General features: G+C 43.0%; 13 protein-coding genes. All 13 read right to left on the reverse strand.

Going from position 1 to position 16,971, the window contains the following annotated elements; all coding sequences use genetic code 11:
* Positions 1-7 precede the first annotated feature (7 nt).
* Positions 8-214 carry a hypothetical protein gene (locus tag RGU75_RS05320; protein ID WP_322233670.1) on the reverse strand — a complete coding sequence of 69 codons (207 nt, stop codon included), beginning with the start codon at positions 212-214 and terminating at the stop codon, positions 8-10.
* Between the two features lie 372 nt (positions 215-586).
* Positions 587-1,186: a YdcF family protein gene (locus tag RGU75_RS05325; RefSeq protein WP_322233672.1), complete on the reverse strand. Its 600-nt coding sequence runs from the start codon at positions 1,184-1,186 to the stop codon at positions 587-589.
* Positions 1,187-1,189: 3 nt separating this feature from the next.
* Positions 1,190-2,353: a glycosyltransferase gene (locus RGU75_RS05330; protein ID WP_322233674.1), complete on the reverse strand. Its 1,164-nt coding sequence runs from the start codon at positions 2,351-2,353 to the stop codon at positions 1,190-1,192.
* 108 nt (positions 2,354-2,461) lie between these two features.
* Positions 2,462-3,796 carry a hypothetical protein gene (locus RGU75_RS05335; RefSeq protein WP_322233676.1) on the reverse strand — a complete coding sequence of 445 codons (1,335 nt, stop codon included), beginning with the start codon at positions 3,794-3,796 and terminating at the stop codon, positions 2,462-2,464.
* 127 nt (positions 3,797-3,923) lie between these two features.
* Positions 3,924-4,844, reverse strand: coding sequence for a glycosyltransferase family A protein (locus tag RGU75_RS05340; RefSeq protein WP_322233679.1), 921 nt, complete (start codon positions 4,842-4,844; stop codon positions 3,924-3,926).
* Entirely contained in the window at positions 4,825-6,009 is a 1,185-nt protein-coding gene (locus RGU75_RS05345) for a lipopolysaccharide biosynthesis protein (RefSeq protein WP_322233681.1), read from the reverse strand. Before RGU75_RS05345 ends, RGU75_RS05340 begins: the two co-directional genes overlap by 20 nt.
* 128 nt (positions 6,010-6,137) lie before the next feature.
* Positions 6,138-7,220, reverse strand: a complete 1,083-nt coding sequence (locus RGU75_RS05350) for a glycosyltransferase family 4 protein (RefSeq protein WP_322233683.1) — start codon at positions 7,218-7,220, stop codon at positions 6,138-6,140.
* Positions 7,217-9,040, reverse strand: coding sequence for an asparagine synthase (glutamine-hydrolyzing) (asnB, locus tag RGU75_RS05355; protein WP_322233685.1), 1,824 nt, complete (start codon positions 9,038-9,040; stop codon positions 7,217-7,219). The genes RGU75_RS05350 and asnB overlap by 4 nt, the downstream gene beginning before the upstream one ends.
* Before the next feature lie 172 nt (positions 9,041-9,212).
* A complete protein-coding gene (fcl, locus tag RGU75_RS05360; protein WP_322233687.1) occupies positions 9,213-10,172 on the reverse strand; it encodes a GDP-L-fucose synthase in 960 nt (319 codons plus the stop codon).
* A 6-nt stretch (positions 10,173-10,178) separates the two neighbouring features.
* A complete protein-coding gene (gmd, locus tag RGU75_RS05365) occupies positions 10,179-11,309 on the reverse strand; it encodes a GDP-mannose 4,6-dehydratase (protein WP_322233690.1) in 1,131 nt (376 codons plus the stop codon).
* A 5-nt stretch (positions 11,310-11,314) separates the two neighbouring features.
* A complete protein-coding gene (locus RGU75_RS05370) occupies positions 11,315-12,751 on the reverse strand; it encodes a mannose-1-phosphate guanylyltransferase/mannose-6-phosphate isomerase (protein WP_322233693.1) in 1,437 nt (478 codons plus the stop codon).
* 176 nt (positions 12,752-12,927) lie between these two features.
* Positions 12,928-14,094 carry a glycosyltransferase gene (locus RGU75_RS05375; protein ID WP_322233695.1) on the reverse strand — a complete coding sequence of 389 codons (1,167 nt, stop codon included), beginning with the start codon at positions 14,092-14,094 and terminating at the stop codon, positions 12,928-12,930.
* Positions 14,095-14,743: 649 nt separating this feature from the next.
* Positions 14,744-16,963, reverse strand: a complete 2,220-nt coding sequence (locus RGU75_RS05380; protein ID WP_322233698.1) for a polysaccharide biosynthesis tyrosine autokinase — start codon at positions 16,961-16,963, stop codon at positions 14,744-14,746.
* Between the last annotated feature and the right edge of the window lie 8 nt (positions 16,964-16,971).

A 16,971-nucleotide genomic window follows, 5' to 3' on the forward strand; every position in this document is an offset into this window, starting at 1 on the left:
AAAACAATTAATCAAGGGCGACAGTCGAATCACGTTTTCCGACTATCCTCCCATCAGCCCCCGCAACTACCGTCCATGGCATTACATCCCTGATGACGATGCTACGAGCGGCGACAACAGCGCCCTCGCCGACCGTGACGCCTGGACCGATAAAAACGTCGGCAGTAATCCAGGCATGGTTTTCGATTAAAATCGGTGCGGTAATCAGAGGCATGCCACGTCGCATAAAATCATGACTAGCCGTACATAAATATGAATATTGGCTCACGGTTACATGCCGGCCCAGTTCGATTTTATCTACGCAATAACAGTCCACATAATGACTTAGGCAACTATGCGCACGCATAGTCAAATTCCATGGTGCCCAAACTTTTGCTGAAGGATACGGATGCGTACCTGCTTCTATAGTCGCCCCGAACAAGCGCAACAAAAAACGACGCCATGCGTGAAATGGAATGGGACTAGGCCGGAATAAAAAAAGCCAGATCACTCGCCAAAGTGTACGTGCTAATTTATTTTTGAGCGTCAGCGATTTTAGTTCCATGGGCTTACGATTACTCGACGAACTCATCACTTTCATCCCCACTTAATACCGTACTAAGTAATACATAAACTTAACAATTTCGGCCAGTACAAACTGAGCTGATTTTTCGTTCAGCCACCATTCATCAGCCCTCCATCCAGACATGTTTGATGGAACCAAGCGAAATTGCATACCGCTATCCGCAAAGACTCGCCCCCATACCCATGATAATCGCCGCATGTGCGGCGGGTCGCTGACTACGATTACGTGATGTAACCCTTGTTGCTCCATCAATTTTTTTGTATTTAGAGCTTCTTGCCACGTATTGGCCGATTCAGTATCGAATAAAAGAACATTTTTTTTTACCCCTTGCTGAGCAAAAAATAGGGCTTGCCAGGTAAGATAAGCTGGCCGAATCTGAGGCTCACCGCCGTCAATACCGGTTATCAAAATCTTTGGCGCATAACCTAATTTATAAAGATCAAGCGCCTTCATAACTCTTGCCCCTGAGTCTCCCCCCAACGTAACAATCAGATCCGATGGGATCGGTTGACTACTCGGAGTGGACACAAAATTTCCTAGCTGAAATAGCCCCAAAAACAATATCAGGACAGCGATCAGAAGTATTACGGTCCGTATTCGAAAGTGAAATAATGTATGCATAGACTAGACGACACAATCTGGACGAGGCCCTTTTTTCAATACCCATTCGTAGACAGCTAGGGTAGAAAGACCAATTGAAGACCAGGAATATTTTTCAGCCACCAATTGACGGCCACGTAGTCCCATTTCATACCGCTCCACGTCCGTTCGACTCATGCCATCCTGCAAACCTCTGGCGATGCTTTCGACCTCAGGAGCCACCCACCATCCGCAGTCGTGTTCATGTAGCTCTTCCCAAGGCGCGCCTGTAGTGGTAATTACAGGCACTCCATAAGCTAGCGCTTCTGCGACAACCACACCAAAATTTTCTGAGAAAGTGGGTAAAACAAATATATCAGCGGCCAGATATAAGCTCTCTTTATTTCGCCCCTCAACCGATCCGACAAATTTAACAGCATCTATTAAGCCAAGTTTCGAGACCTCTCGGCGCACCGTAGCCTCATGTCCATCGTAATCGTTACCGGCAATTACCAGTTTCCAATTTAAAGGAGCTATGCTCGCCCAAGCCCTAACTAAGTTGATTAGTCCCTTTTTTTCATGAATCCGGGAAAGAAAGAGTACCGTTCTTGTTTGCTCACCATCTTTATCATCAAGATATCGATGTGTTTCTGGCAGCGCAACGCCATTAGGAATTATCGCGATTGGTTGTCGCAAACCAATTTTACGTATGTTGTTCGCCTCTTCTTTTGAGGTAGCAAAAAAAACGCTAACGTGATTAAGAATGCGGCGCTGGTAAATAAGCATTGCCAAAGATTTCTTTACGCGCTTTTGTGCCAGAGACCATGGCTCCAGCATCCCTCTTGGTGACAGAAAGAAGGGGATACCACCTTTACGAGCAGAAAATGCGGACCAAAAATTGGTCGCCCCCCATAGCCCATGATCGTGGATACCCTCAACTTTGGCTTCACGAATAAGTGCGACTAATTTCTGCCTCAGATAAAACCCGAGCTTTCCAGGCAATCCCGCATCCTCCGCAACGACGGTACCAACACCCTTCTCGCTAGGAAGACACCGTAAATCGGATGCAGTCGAGTCCGCCATCGTCACCAGGTAAATCGTTACGCCAATGCTTGCCAATGCATCACTCAGGGAACTAACCGTCCTAGACGGCCCTCCCCTATCCACCGACAATGATCCAACCGTATGTAAAAAAATCATCATGTCCATATAACTTCTGCACTAACATTATTCGTTTATATTACTTCAAGAATCGCGGAGAAATCCTCATCAACGCAATCTTCTGCCTACCTGTAATCTATATTGAAATTAATATAACTAAGTATTACCCCTCATTTTTAAATACCCTTTATTACTTTTATAAGCCATCATTACTATTCCAGAAAAAACCCACCAAGCAAATTTATATCTTGGTTCCACTACACCAAAGGAGCCAGTAGCAGCTGCAGTGACAAGGTTTATAAGTAATAATAAAAATAAAACACCTAATACAGAAAATAAAAGTGCGTACCTATTGTCATTAGAAGAAGTTTGGATTTGAGTTTTAAAAATTCCAAAAAATAAATAGAAGTTAATACAAAATACAGAAAGAGATATCCATCCATCAGTCGTAATATACGTGGCTGCAGACAGCGAAGGAAATGGATAAAAAATAATATATACCCATTGTAGCAATCCATTTTTTACTAAAATAGCACTTCCATTCGCAGTGCCATAAAGACCACTAAGCGTGGTTAAATCATTATCATTGGATATTAACCCAAATAATAAGTAAATTGATTGAGGCAAGTTCGAAAGCACTACGACAGAAACAATTACAAAAATAAGAATTAGTTTTAATGATATTTTCCAAATAATGGAAGTATTTTTTATTATCAAAAAAAATACTGGAATAATTAACACTAATAAAAAGATAGATCTTAACTGTACGGTTAGAAATCCAAATAGCAAGAATAAAATCCAACGCCCCATTATTCCATAATAAATTGACACCATTAATAATGCGACAAGTAAAAAGTCTTTACGTAAATGAAAAGCATGTTCAGATATTGAAAAATTCATGAAAATCAATAAAGAAAATAATGTAGCAGTATATTTTGAAATCCCTTTATTTGAATATAGTCCCGCTATTAATACCGAAAAATAGGCTATAACCATAGCACATACTACATTAATTAATAAATAGATTCCTGGTCCACATTCAATACCGAAAACGGAATAAATGACTCCCAAAAACCAAAACATTCCAAAATTTGGAACAATATAGCCACTAATATCTGCTGCTTCTTTTACATGGCTAAAAGAGGTTATTTGATCAAATAACTTGAAATTAATAGAAATAGTTTCAGCAATGTTATGATAAAGTTTACTATCAGAATCGCCAATAATAAATTGGCCATTAATCGGATTCGCAGACAACAATAAAAAATACTGAAGAGCAATACATCCGGCAGCGATAAGAGCGGCAGTCCCGGCAGCAGATTTAGAGGGATTTTTTACATTTCTCCAAACAATACCTATTGCGCAAAAATAGCTTAATAATATAAAGAAACCAAAAAATCCAACGCCAGCATTCAAGGTTATGGCGGCGTGGACCGAAAAAATAATACAAAGAAAAGTAGCCAAAAAAGCTGGCAAATTAGTGTTTTTCATTCCGCTCAATATAATTAATATTGAGTTAAATTTTATTGATTGTCATTTAATTAAAAACAATACGATTTTATTAAGCCAAGAAAATAATCCAAATAAATTCAACATAAACACTATTTAAATAATAAATTTATGTATTTTTGTTTCTAATAGTCATTCGTATCAACAGACGTGCAATAGTAAAAAAAATAGATTGACCTATGGAAACTCTTATATCTATAAATAAGGCTTTAAACGCAATCTTTAATCCACAAAACCTTAAAGCTAATTTCACTGGTCTTCGAGCAATCTGAGAAGCCGTATAAGAGCATAATTTCGCGTGCATTTTCTTATCGCCGGTAATTTTGAAATACGTAGCTAAACGTTCATGGACCTTTAGAGTAGCTGAAATAAATCTTTCGTGATTTTTACTATTATTGTTTTGGTGCAACCTCACCCAAACGGGCATATCGCTGGCAATAATAGAATAGCCAGCGATACATAGTTTTGAGGCGAAATCCCAATCTTCACGTTCGTGTAAAAGTGCATCAAAACCTTCGAGTTCTTCAAATATATTTTTTGAAATCATAAACCCCGTTGGTACAAAAAATTTTCCTAATAAAATACTTTCCAAAGAACTATCATGTATTTCCAGTGGGCCTCTCAACCCATACTCCCCGTCAAGGAAATAATTTTTTTGCCCTGCGATTACAATCTCAATTAGTTTAGTAATATTCGCAAGATTTAATAAATTTTTAATATAATCAGACGGTAGCAAGTCATCATTATCCAGAAAAAGAATCAGAGAATATTTTGATACTGCAACGCCTAAATTTCTTGCTTTGGAGCGACCCACATTTATTTTTAAAGAAACCAACTTTGCCCAGGTTATATCTCTTATCTTTTCTTCAATTAAATTAACAGAGTTATCAGTTGAGGCGTCGTCGACAATTATTAATTCAATTAAAGAACTTACGTTTTGAGCAAGAATGCACTCTATTGCCTGAGCAATAAATTTCTCTCCATTGTAATTAGGGATTACGACGGAAACGTTATACTCTTTTTTTCGCATGATATATGACGGCAAGCAAGATAAAGTCTATTGATATAAGTCCAACGAGTAAGGAGTTGCCCCCAAAATGGGAAGTGTTTTGTGAAAGTAAATGTATTCCAATCCCCACTAATAATGCAGATACTGCAGAAATGGCACCAATTTCTGGTCGTGATATTGCCATTGCAGCTGAAAAATATATTTGGGACAAAGTGCTGAAAAATCCAATAAATAAAGCTAAATCTAAGTATTTCATTCCCATCCCAAATTTAGAACCAAAAATCGCGGTAAATAAATCATTACCAAACAATTTCACAAACGCATAACTTAAGAAGAGAGGGATACAGAGAATTACTACAGCATGCAAGCTTTGTCGTGCTACATTTTCATCTCTTTTCTTCTCCGAGAGTAATATCGCTGCAACAGGCTTAATAAAAGTCAGACAAACGTTCGCGATGGCTGTAGAAACATTATAGAGGCCGGCTTCACCCAGTCCAATGAATCTCGCAATATAAAGCTGAGGAGCCTGCATAAGAAACATGCGGGGAATATCAACTACATGCGTCTTCAAACAAAATCTTACTACCGTTACCAGACTTATTTGATCTCCATTAGTACTTTTCGATAATTCATTAACGACAATTTTTCTCCAGCCAAATAATAGTGAAATAAAAGAGGCAATCGCTGCACCATATATTAATGAAACGGCACCATAACCAGCTTTAAATAATAAAAATCCTGATATGACATATGCCAATGTTTCAATATTACATGTTCTTCCATATTCTTTGTAATAACCGTTCCCCATTAATCCATTTTTTACAAAATCATTTAAAAGAAATATAACTAAAACGAAGAAAAAAGTCGCATGCATACCGCTGAATATTTTGGAGCCAGGATAAAAATAAAATATTAGCCAGACAAATGAAACAGCAACTATGGCGTAGACTAATAACGTCCATTGAATTTTTTTTGGACTTAATCCAGTTCCATTGGTACCAAATTTTGATAAGCCTCTTCCGATACCTAATGTTGATAACCACGTAAGCAACTGCAAAGTAGCCAGTATTGTGGTGGCATAACCTCGTCCTTCTGGTCCTAATATTCTTGCAGAATAAATTGTTAATCCAAGTGTGGCTATTATTTGAAATAATTGAACGATAGTTTGCCTTACAGATCGTTTCACAAATACATCCAGCCCAGGCGACCTAAAATTAATTTTCACGTTTTTTATTGAATTTTCTATATTTTACAAAAATAGCAATTGTTGAATGAAACAAATGTTCATAAAAGCTACCGTGTAAATTACTTTATTTATTTTGCCAACCTGATCAGATGAGTGTGCCAGTGAGCCGAATAATTTTTAAAGTTGAATTTTTCATCGAAATGAGTCTTTGCAAGCCGGCCAGCGCTATTACGCGCGTCAAGGTTATTGACGTAATAAGATATGGAATGCACTAAAGCGCTCACATCACCATATTCAACAAGCAGGCCGTCAAGTCCATTCTCGATAACCTCGGGCGTTCCACCGTGATTGCCGCCGATACAGGGTACGCCATACCGCATTGCTTCCAGAAACACGATTCCAAACCCTTCTTTTTTGCTCGGCATAATGAATAACTTTGCTGCCTGATAAGCAGCCTGAAGATCTTCGTCAGATAAACGTCCAAAGAATTTACACAACTCTCCCACTCCTGCGCTTTGGGCATATTGCTCAATACGATCACGATCATCACCATCGCCTACAACATTTAATGTGACTGCAATACCTTCTGACCGTAAACACTTAATGCTATCAATTAACGTATCTATTCCTTTATATCGTTCTTCTGCTGCAAGCCTAGCGACAAATAGAACGGGAAACTTTCCAGCGAGCATAAATTTTTGACTGGGCGCCGCGACCATACGCTCTGCGCAAAGAGAAATAATATGGTAATTTCCCCCAAGTAATCCATTAACCTTTTTATTTTCAATAGCAGTAAAGTTGGTTGTTGCCACAACCGAATCAGCTTGTCTCAAGGCCAAACGCTCAAGAAAAGTATTACGTTTCCATGCTTCAATGCCATGAAGAATTATTATGTAGCCTTTTATAAGGCCCACTCGCCTTGCCAGCCAAGTTATTGGGCTTAGATGTAAATGTCCAACAATTACAACGTGCCCCTTGTACCGGCCACTTAAAGCCTCAAAAACAAAACGGACTTTACTCCCAGCACAGCCGCAGATCGCTGCGGCAGTCTCAACCGACTTTTCATTAAGTTGCGCAGACGTATTGTTTAATACGAGACCGCAGATCGATGCATCGTCAATTTGATGCAGCATCTCCCAAAGTCGCCACATGTAACTTTGTACGCCTCCGCGTGAAGCCATATCAGGAGCCCACAATGCGAACTTTTTCATAGATGCGCTTTAAAATCCGGTTCAATTGCATTGGTGAAGTGCTCAATAACATGCCTGCTCCATGCTCGGATCGTAGGCTGTCGTTGAGACTTAACCACTTTATTGGCGTGCCAGCTTCCGATTGGAACACTAAAACCAGTTTTAGCCCTAAACACGATCTCATCTGGAAGTGGAGGTACGGGTGCTGATCCAAGTAACTGCTTGCCACTTATACCTGCACCTGTGGTTAATACCTTCTGCCACGTCGGAATATCGACAAGCGGGACGCGAAGCTCAACGGAGTGGGCCATGCTAGTCCAATCGCTATCACGTAATAGCTGATTTCTCATATACCAGCATGCTTCTAACGCCGCGACTTTACTATGCGGTTGCTTTAAATGCCTCTCGCTCTGATTAAGCAAATAAACAGTATTGAGCTCGTCCAACCCCTCTTTAACGGTGCCCGGCTCGAGGACACTGTAAAGCTCCCAAGGCATCATGAGAGCGCGGCGCAGCAGGTAAGCTCCACCGTAGCTCCCACCATACTCAAGTAATCCGGAATATTTCGGCGTCATCGTTCGTGAGAAAAATGGCGCACTAGCGAAACGTAATCCCCGCCCTAATCCTGGCAAGCCAGAAAAAGGACCAACCGTATTAACCAATCTTGGGATTTGTCGAAAGGCTGGATACCCACGTAGAAGCTCATCCCCTCCTAATCCAGAAATTGCTACTTTGAAACCAGCATCTGCCGCGGCTTTACAAACAAAATAGCTGTTGAGGCCATCAATAGTCGGCTGATCCATCGCGTTCAGGAATTGGCCTTTGAGCTCTACGAACTCCTCACGATTAACCCAACGGGTTTGATGCTCGGAGCCAATCTTCCTGGCAAATTTTTCTGCAAGAGGTACTTCATCTAAATGAGTGCCACGATACTCATCGAAACCAATCGTTAGTGTATGTACTTTTTCGCCACTGACTTCCTTAGCCAGTGCTGCCAACGCAGTAGAGTCCACACCTGATGATAAAAAAATTCCCACGGGAACATCTGCGATTAGGTGATGCTTCATTGTGTCAAGCATCGCTTCTCGCACTACGTGACGAGCGTCGTCTGGACTCATATCACAAGCGTTTACCTCTCCTTCGGCAACCAATTCGGCAATATCAAAAAATCGTATTTGACGATTTGCTCCACTTGTTGATATCCAGCAAGCAGTACCTGCAGGAATACTTCGTACCCCTTTATACAAGGTATATGGCTCTGGAATGTGTCCCCAAAGGTAAAAGCCTACTTGGCCAGCAGCATCGGTACGTGTGTCGATCGCCCCACCCGCCAACAGGGCTTTTACCTGCGACGCAATTCGCATGGTCGTCCCGTTATCTGATATGTAAAGGGGCTTAATACCAAACGGGTCTCGTGCAAGGAAGAGTCCCTGTTTATTAGAATCCCAAATCACGAATGCATACATTCCGCGTAACCTTGAACACATGTCTTCGCCCCACTCTAACCATGCAGCAAGAAGCACTTCTGTGTCGCTATGGCTGTTGAAGTAATGTCCTTTTTGCTCCAATTCATTACGTAATTCCTTGAAGTTATAAATTTCCCCATTAAATATTATTTGGACATTCCCATCTTTCGATCCCATTGGTTGGTGTCCACCTTCTGAGAGATCAATAATTGCCAACCGTCTATGACCAAGGCCAACTTTTCCATTTGCAGAAATCCAATGACCAGCGCCATCCGGTCCCCGCTTGCCCATATGATCACGAATTTTTATCAACTCTTCTCGGTCAATTGCAGGACCAGTGGAGGCATAAGCAAATATAGCAACTAAACCACACATGCGAATCCTCTCAATGATTGCGATAGTTTATCTAATGGAGAAATAGCTAGTGCAATCCTTACAACCCAAGGAACACTGAAAGAACTCCCTATCATCGAAAGTTGTTTGCTAAATTTCAAAAAAAACGCTACGTTTCTATAGCTCACGTAGCCTATTCCATTCCTGATAATGTTCATTTTTTTTCAGCCACCAGGAACGCTTCATAGGCTAGCTTGATTCCCTTTATCAAATCTATATTTGCCTTCCATCCCATTTCACCCATTAGAGATACGTCAAGTAGTTTCTGAGGCGGACCATCCGGTTTGCTTAGGTCGAACATAAGCTCCCCTTTAAAACCCACCACATTCATTATTATTTCAGCCAATTCGCGAATTGTCACATCTTCGCCAGTCCCAATATTTATGTGCGACCCCATTGGCAAAGTATGTGCGTCGTAATTTATACGATCGAGTTCCATCACATGCACGCAAGCATCAGCAACGTCTTCAACATGTAAAAATTCGCGGCGCGGCGTTCCGCTACCCCATACTGAAACATGTCTTGCATCGACTACTTTAGCTTCGTGGAAGCGTCGAATTAAGCCCGGAATTACATGACTATTTGTTGGATGATAATGATCTCCGGGACCGTATAGGTTTGTCGGCATAACGCTGCGATAATCTGTACCGTATTGTCGATTGTAGCTTTCGCACAATTTTATACCAGCTATCTTCGCTATTGCATACGCTTCGTTGGTAGGTTCAAGTCGTCCAGTAAGCAGATATTTCTCTTTTATCGGTTGCTCGGCTAAACGCGGATAGATGCAGGATGAGCCTAGAAATAACAGTTTTTGAACACCAGTCTTCCATGACTGATGAATCACATTCGCTTCGACCATCAAGTTTTGGTAAATAAATTCAGCGGGGTATGTGTGGTTGGCATGAATACCGCCAACCTTAGCTGCCGCCATATACACTTCGTCAATTCGCTGCGACTCAAAAAACGCCTTTACTTGCCCTTGATCCTCTAAGTCGAGTTCCGTATGGGTGCGAGTAATAATATTTTTATAATCGCGCTTCTTGAGCTCACGCAAAATGGCAGCGCCTACCATGCCGCGGTGACCTGCCACGAAAATTACTTTGTTTTTTTGCATTATCTTCTACTCAACGCTTACGGAAATCTTATAACCATTTTTCTTTAATAGCGCGTGCTGGCTAGCTAGGTCAAAATCGTGGGCTATCATTTCTATTATCATTTCATCTAACGTAATCTCGGGCACCCAGCCAAGTTTTTCTTTCGCTTTTGTCGGATCACCCAAAAGAGTTTCCACTTCCGCGGGTCGAAAATAACGAGAATCTACTTTAACTATCACGTCGCCTATCTCTATTGCTCGGGCCTTATCGCCACTCACAGCTTGTACGATGGCGACTTCGTTTACTCCTTGGCCTTCAAAACGGAGGTCAATACCGAGTTGAGCCGCGCTCTTACTGACAAACTCACGAACAGAAACTTGCTTACCCGTGGCAATAACAAAATCGTCTGGCTCATCCTGTTGCAACATTAACCATTGCATACGAACGTAGTCACGCGCATGTCCCCAATCACGCAAAGAATCTAAATTTCCCAAATATAAACAGGGTTCCAAACCTAAGGCGATGTTAGCCAAGCCTCGCGTTATCTTCCGCGTTACAAATGTTTCCCCTCGCCGAGGACTCTCATGGTTAAACAAAATACCGTTGCACGCATACAAACCATATGCCTCACGATAATTTACCGTCATCCAGTAGGCATATAGCTTAGCAACAGCGTAAGGACTACGAGGATAAAAAGGTGTTGTTTCCGTTTGCGGAGTCTCTTGAACAAGGCCATAAAGTTCACTCGTACTTGCTTGGTAAAACCGTGTTTTTTTCTCCAAACCCAAAATACGAATCGCCTCTAATAACCGTAGAGTTCCCATTCCGTCGATGTCACCGGTATATTCTGGCGACTCGAAGCTTACAGCCACGTGGCTTTGCGCGGCTAAATTGTAAAGTTCATCTGGTTGTGTTTGCTGGATGATGCGAATCAAATTGGTTCCATCTGACAAGTCACCGTAGTGCAAAACAAAGTTTCTATGATCTATATGGGGATCTTGGTATAAATGGTCCACGCGTGCCGTATTAAATTGACTAGCCCGGCGCTTGATACCATGAACTATGTATCCTTTTTCAAGCAAAAATTCAGCTAGGTAAGAACCGTCTTGCCCAGTGATTCCGGTAATGAGAGCGACTTTTGGATGCGATGGATTCATTTTATTCAGGCTTGATTTTTAATTGGGATAACTGAGGCAATGCGCCCATATGCATCGTCAAAACGCACAATATCGTCTTCTCCTAGGTAACTACCACTTTGCACTTCGATGAGTTCCAGTGGTGTTTTCCCCGGATTTTCTAATCTGTGAGTAGTGCCCAAAGGAATATAAGTGGATTGGTTTTCTGAAAGTAGAAAGGTTTCATCGCCACGAGTGACTTTTGCGGTCCCTTTTACAACAATCCAATGCTCCGCTCTATGGTGGTGCATTTGAAGAGAGAGTTGTGCGCCTGGTTTTACGGTAATGCGCTTAACTTGAAAACGGTCACCGCTATCCACACTGTCATATACGCCCCAAGGGCGGGCAGTTCGCCTATGCTGTGTCGCTTGAGAAATGGCCTGTTGCTCAAGGTACGTTACTACTTCTTTGACTTTTTCTGCGTGACTGGCCGCAACGACCATCACAGCATCAGGCGTATCAATAATGATTAAATCAGTCGTCCCTAGTGCCACTACCAATCGATGAGGCGCATGCACAAACGTATTCTTTGAGTCCAGCACATGTCCTTGTCCATAATTACGATTCCCGTCTGCGTCAGCCTCATTTAGTGTCGCTACTGCATTCCAACTACCTACGTCACTCCATTGACCGGTGTACGGAACTACGACGACTGACTGACTTTTTTCTAATACGGCGTAGTCGATGCTATCCGCACGACAGGACGTAAATGCTTCCGGATCAAGGCGAATAAATGCCCCATCAACACTTTGTTTCTCCACAGCCTGTTTACAATTTTGAAGAATATCCAGTGCATGCTCAGATAAGGCATTTAATAAAACACTCGCCTTGATAAGAAAAATACCTGCGTTCCAAAGATTGCCACCACGCAGTAAAAGGCTTTTAGCAGTTTCAGTATTCGGCTTCTCTTTGAATTGCTCCACTCGAAAGGTATAACCATCTTCCAATACGATACCTTGGGCGATATAACCGTATGCCGTACTTGGAAAAGTCGGCACAATTCCAAAAGTGACAATGTTACCCGCCTCCGCAGCAGGTACCGCTCTTTTGACGGTCTTGGCAAAAGCCAATCCGTCGGGAATATGGTGGTCAGCCGGGGCAAATAATAGTAAATCATCAGGACCGGAATTTAATGCGGCCACCGCCATGGCAGGCGCGGTATTCCTACCCATAGGTTCCAAGATATGACGCGCTTTTACCTTTGCGGCATCGCTCGCCTCTTGCACCAAAAATCGATGCTCTTCGGCAGCTACAGTCATGACCGTGTCGGATAAATAAAGCATGCGTTCAAAAGTAAGTTGTACCAAACTTTTTTTGTCGACTAAAGGCACAAACTGCTTTGGAAAAGCTTTGCGCGACAGCGGCCACAATCGTGTGCCGCTTCCACCACAGAGGATGATTGGTAATATTTTGGGATTGGTCATGGTACTTTTTTTTACGTTGTTGTCTTGGTTCGTGCCGTTATCAGAGCATTCGCATTGAATGCCAGATTTACATTCAGAAAAAGGTAGGCCATATTATCTTTAATATATTCAAAATATTATGGTCAGGTTTTGCTTCCCCCTGCACACCAGGCTATCCCTCTGAAAATCTACTACTATTACGGTAGTTCGACATCCCTTACACTCAGCAAGCCTATCGTTTTCACCCTGTTTGAAAAACGACTCCAACGCCCACGCACCAACCGCGCATACACCATCATAAACAAGAACACCTGCACCAAAACAACTGCCACAGCACCAGGAATACCGTCCCCCAACATGACCGCGGCAAAACCCATAACCGCAATCCATGCCCCAACAAAACAAACCACAGAAGCATTTCGAATCCACGGTCTATTTGGATTGTGGCGAACCATCTGACATACCAGGCGACGATAAATCAGCGTATGAAGATGGAGGCTATCGGGGCGTCCCGGACTAGCCTTACGAATGAATTTTCTGCGGTAAATGCTGTTTAATACCTCGATAACCGGATACGCGCAGATTGCCAGAACTTGCCATGCGTTGACTGCAGGGTTGCGTATCAGCAGCAAGATCATGATCTCGGAGACCAAAAAACCCAAAAGATATGCGCCGCCATCGCCTACAAACAAGCGGCCGGTAGGATAGTTAACCAATAGAAAACCGAACGCAGAACCTACTCCTAATATCGCTAATTGAGTCACAAACATGTCGCCTTGACGCCAAGCGAGAAAGCCTAGGGCTGCCAACATAATAATGACGGCACTTGCGGCGACGCCATGAAATCCATCGATGATATTAATGGCGTTTGTGCCACCTGCAACAACAAAGGCTGTAACCACAATCGCAATCGGCGCAAGTGTCAACAACGTGTCCACCCCCCATATGTCAAGGCCATCAATCGTAGCGCCCAACAACCAACTTGCTAGTAAGGCTGACAGGATGCTTGCGCATAGCCGCACCCGTACGGAAACTTTTTTTGTCAAGTCTTCCATCGTCCCTGCAAAAAAAATCGGACATGCTGCGAGTAGAAGTTTGAAGGCATCTTTTATGTCAACCTCCGTTTCCACCAGCGGATTGCTGAAGGCAAGAAATACGAGAGAGAAGATAATGCCAGTGATCACTGCAATTCCCCCAACGCGTGGAACCGCGGTGGTGTGGAATTTTTGTACGCCAGATAGATCGTGGTCAAATGAATGCTTACCGTGCCAACCTTGCGACATCACGATCAACACGCTAGAGGCAAAACTGGCCAAAGCCGCGGCCGAACCGGCCTCGACCATATTTGATATGGGCATTATCATAAAATTGGCGCCTCGCTTTTATTGCGAGTCAATATGTCATGCGTCTTCGACAAGAATAACAATAGGCTATCTGAAACGATTTTCGTTTGCGCGGAGGAAAGCTGAACTAATGATTGCCAAGCACCGTCACACCGAACTGATGGATTTAATATTTCGGCCCACTGAATGCCCACACTTTCAAAAACGCTTTTGCAATTTTCTATAATTAGAACTCGCATTTAAATTTCACCTGTTTATTATTTATTTTTTGATTGCCGGATGGCGTGCCATTCCTCAGTCGACTAGATCGGTAAAATAGAATTTACTTTTCGAGTCAATCTGACTTCAATAAACAACGCATTACCAGCAGACTCAACTTGGGCAACACAGTTGTTGCCCATCTAAATAGTCCCAATACAGACGCCCTGAACTGATACAAAAACACACGCATTACAACGATCAAATCTGTACTGCCATTTACGATTGCGTCAGAATAAAAAAAACAGTCACGCAAAAGGCGGCTAAAAGACCGCAAAGAAAAACAGATCGACGCGCACGGCGTGAAAGATAAAACATCTTTTGTTTTCTTCTCGTTCTTCCCATTTCACCCTTCCTTGGTAAGAAGAAGACCGTTTCCGTGTCTGTTTTTTTTAAATACCTATTTCAGTACTTAATATTTATATTGTGTATAACGATATTTGCCGTATTTATACCCATAGCCATAGCTACCGGGACGACGTTTGATATCATTGAAAATGACACCCTTAACCGGAATGCCTGTATGACTACAGCGCTTCATAGACTCCTTAATGTCACCTATCGTGCTCTGACCAGCGCGGGTAATCATGAAGAGTGCACCAACGTGCGGCCCAAGAATTAGGGTATCTGACACGGCCAGTACAGGCGGCGTATCTATAAAAATGTAGTCATAACTGCCAGACAAGGATTTCAGTAATTGCCCGATATTCTCGTGCAACAACAATTCCGACGGATTAGGTGGGAAGCGCCCGGTAGAGATGAAGTCAACATTTTCAACGACGCTTTTATGCACGGCCTGTTCAAGACTGACCGTTCCCGCAACCAACTCCGACAATCCGTTTTCACGGCCGAATCCAAAGTATTGATGGAGGTAGCCTTTGCGTAAGTCGGCATCAATGAGCAGGACCTTTTTACCAGCGACTGCCAACACTGCCGCTACGTTTACTGAAACAAATGATTTCCCTAAGCCGGGCGTCGGACCGGTAATCATGATGATGTTGTTTTTGGCATCCAGCATCGAGAATTGCAATGATGTACGGAAGCTTCGTAAGCTTTCAATCGCTGTATCAGTGGGATCGATTTGTGCAAGCACGGACACTTGTTTCGACTTGGCCAGCACTCTTTGATACAAATCCACCTGTTGTTTGCTATGCGGTACGTTGGCGTAGACGGTGAGCCCCAGCATCTGCTCAATCTCATGGGAGTCGCTGATACCACCAAATAATGATTTTTTGATAAAGGCGCACATCACGCCTAAAAACAGACCTATCAACACGGCAATCGCGATCACAATCGGCCGATTAGGTTTGATCGGTTTTTCAGGCACCATGGCTGCGTCAACCAATCGCACGTTACCTACTTTACCGGCTTTAACCAGACGTAACTGCTGCGCGCTGTTTAATAACGCAGTATATAAATCGGTGTTTAACTTGACGTCGCGGCTAAGGCGCAACACGTCTTGCTCCAGCAACGGCAGCCTCTTAATTCGGGTGGTAATTGCCTGCATTTCTGCAACGATCTCTTTCATCTGGCTGTCAATCCCCACCACAGCAGGATGACCGGTCGTGAAGCGAACCAGAAGCTCTTCTCTTTTTTGTTTTAGTTCAATCATCTTGGTTTGGGCGATAATTGATTGCTGAAGCAGCATCTTGCCTTCTTCGCCCAAATCAACAGTACCGCTTGCATTGCGGAACTGGTTAAACTTGCTTTCTGACTGCTCTAATTGGCGCTTCAGATCTGGCAGTTGTTTGTCGAGAAAAGAAAGAGACTTTTCAGCTTCCTCTGATTTACGCTCTACATTCTGCCGGACGTATTCCTGCCCGATTTGATTCAAGATATTGCTGGTTAATGTTGGGTTAGTACCTTCTAGCGTAATACCGATAATCCCTGATTGCTTGCCTTTTTCCGCAATAGCCATCGAAGTTTGCAGCTTTTCGATCGTGGCTAGGCGAGACGTATGGTGTAACAGGAATTGTGTGCCAGGTTTAGCCGAAAGGCGATTGACCAGCAACTCAATGTTGCCACCTTCTTCGCCCGCTTTAAGTATTGATCCTACGCTACCCTTTAGTGCTATATCTTGATTATTTTCGGTAAGACTGTACTGCCCATTGACACCCGCTGTGAGTACGAAATCGCGATCTTCCAATGACTCAGGCACATTAAATGTGGAGACTTCGATCTTCTCAGCGCCCCATGCGTAACCACCGCTGCCGAATAGTCCTGGCTCGGAAAGTTTTTTGTTACGCCCTGCTAACCACGCGCCAACCACGGGAAAGTATTTAGGCCGCACGGTCGTGTTGAGCCGCAAATTATCAACTGCACGAGACACGATCATGCGCGAACGGAGAATTTCCATTTCAGATGTCGCGGCGGTCTTCACGTCGAACATCGCAGACATGTCACCCAATATATTCTTTGATGAATTGGGGCTATCCTCTACCTGAATCAGAATATTCGCCTCGTAAATCGGCTTGGCGATAAACGCATAAGCGGTGCCGAGCAGCGTGATCACTAACGCGATTCCGATAATCAGCCACCGATTATCAAAAAGTATGTCGAGATAAGTTGCCAGGTCGATTTCGTCATCGTCTGGGATGTTTACGGGTATTAATTGCTGAATGGGTTGATTCATCGTGATGA

The organism is Glaciimonas sp. CA11.2, assembly GCF_034314045.1.
Lineage (GTDB): Bacteria > Pseudomonadota > Gammaproteobacteria > Burkholderiales > Burkholderiaceae_D > Glaciimonas.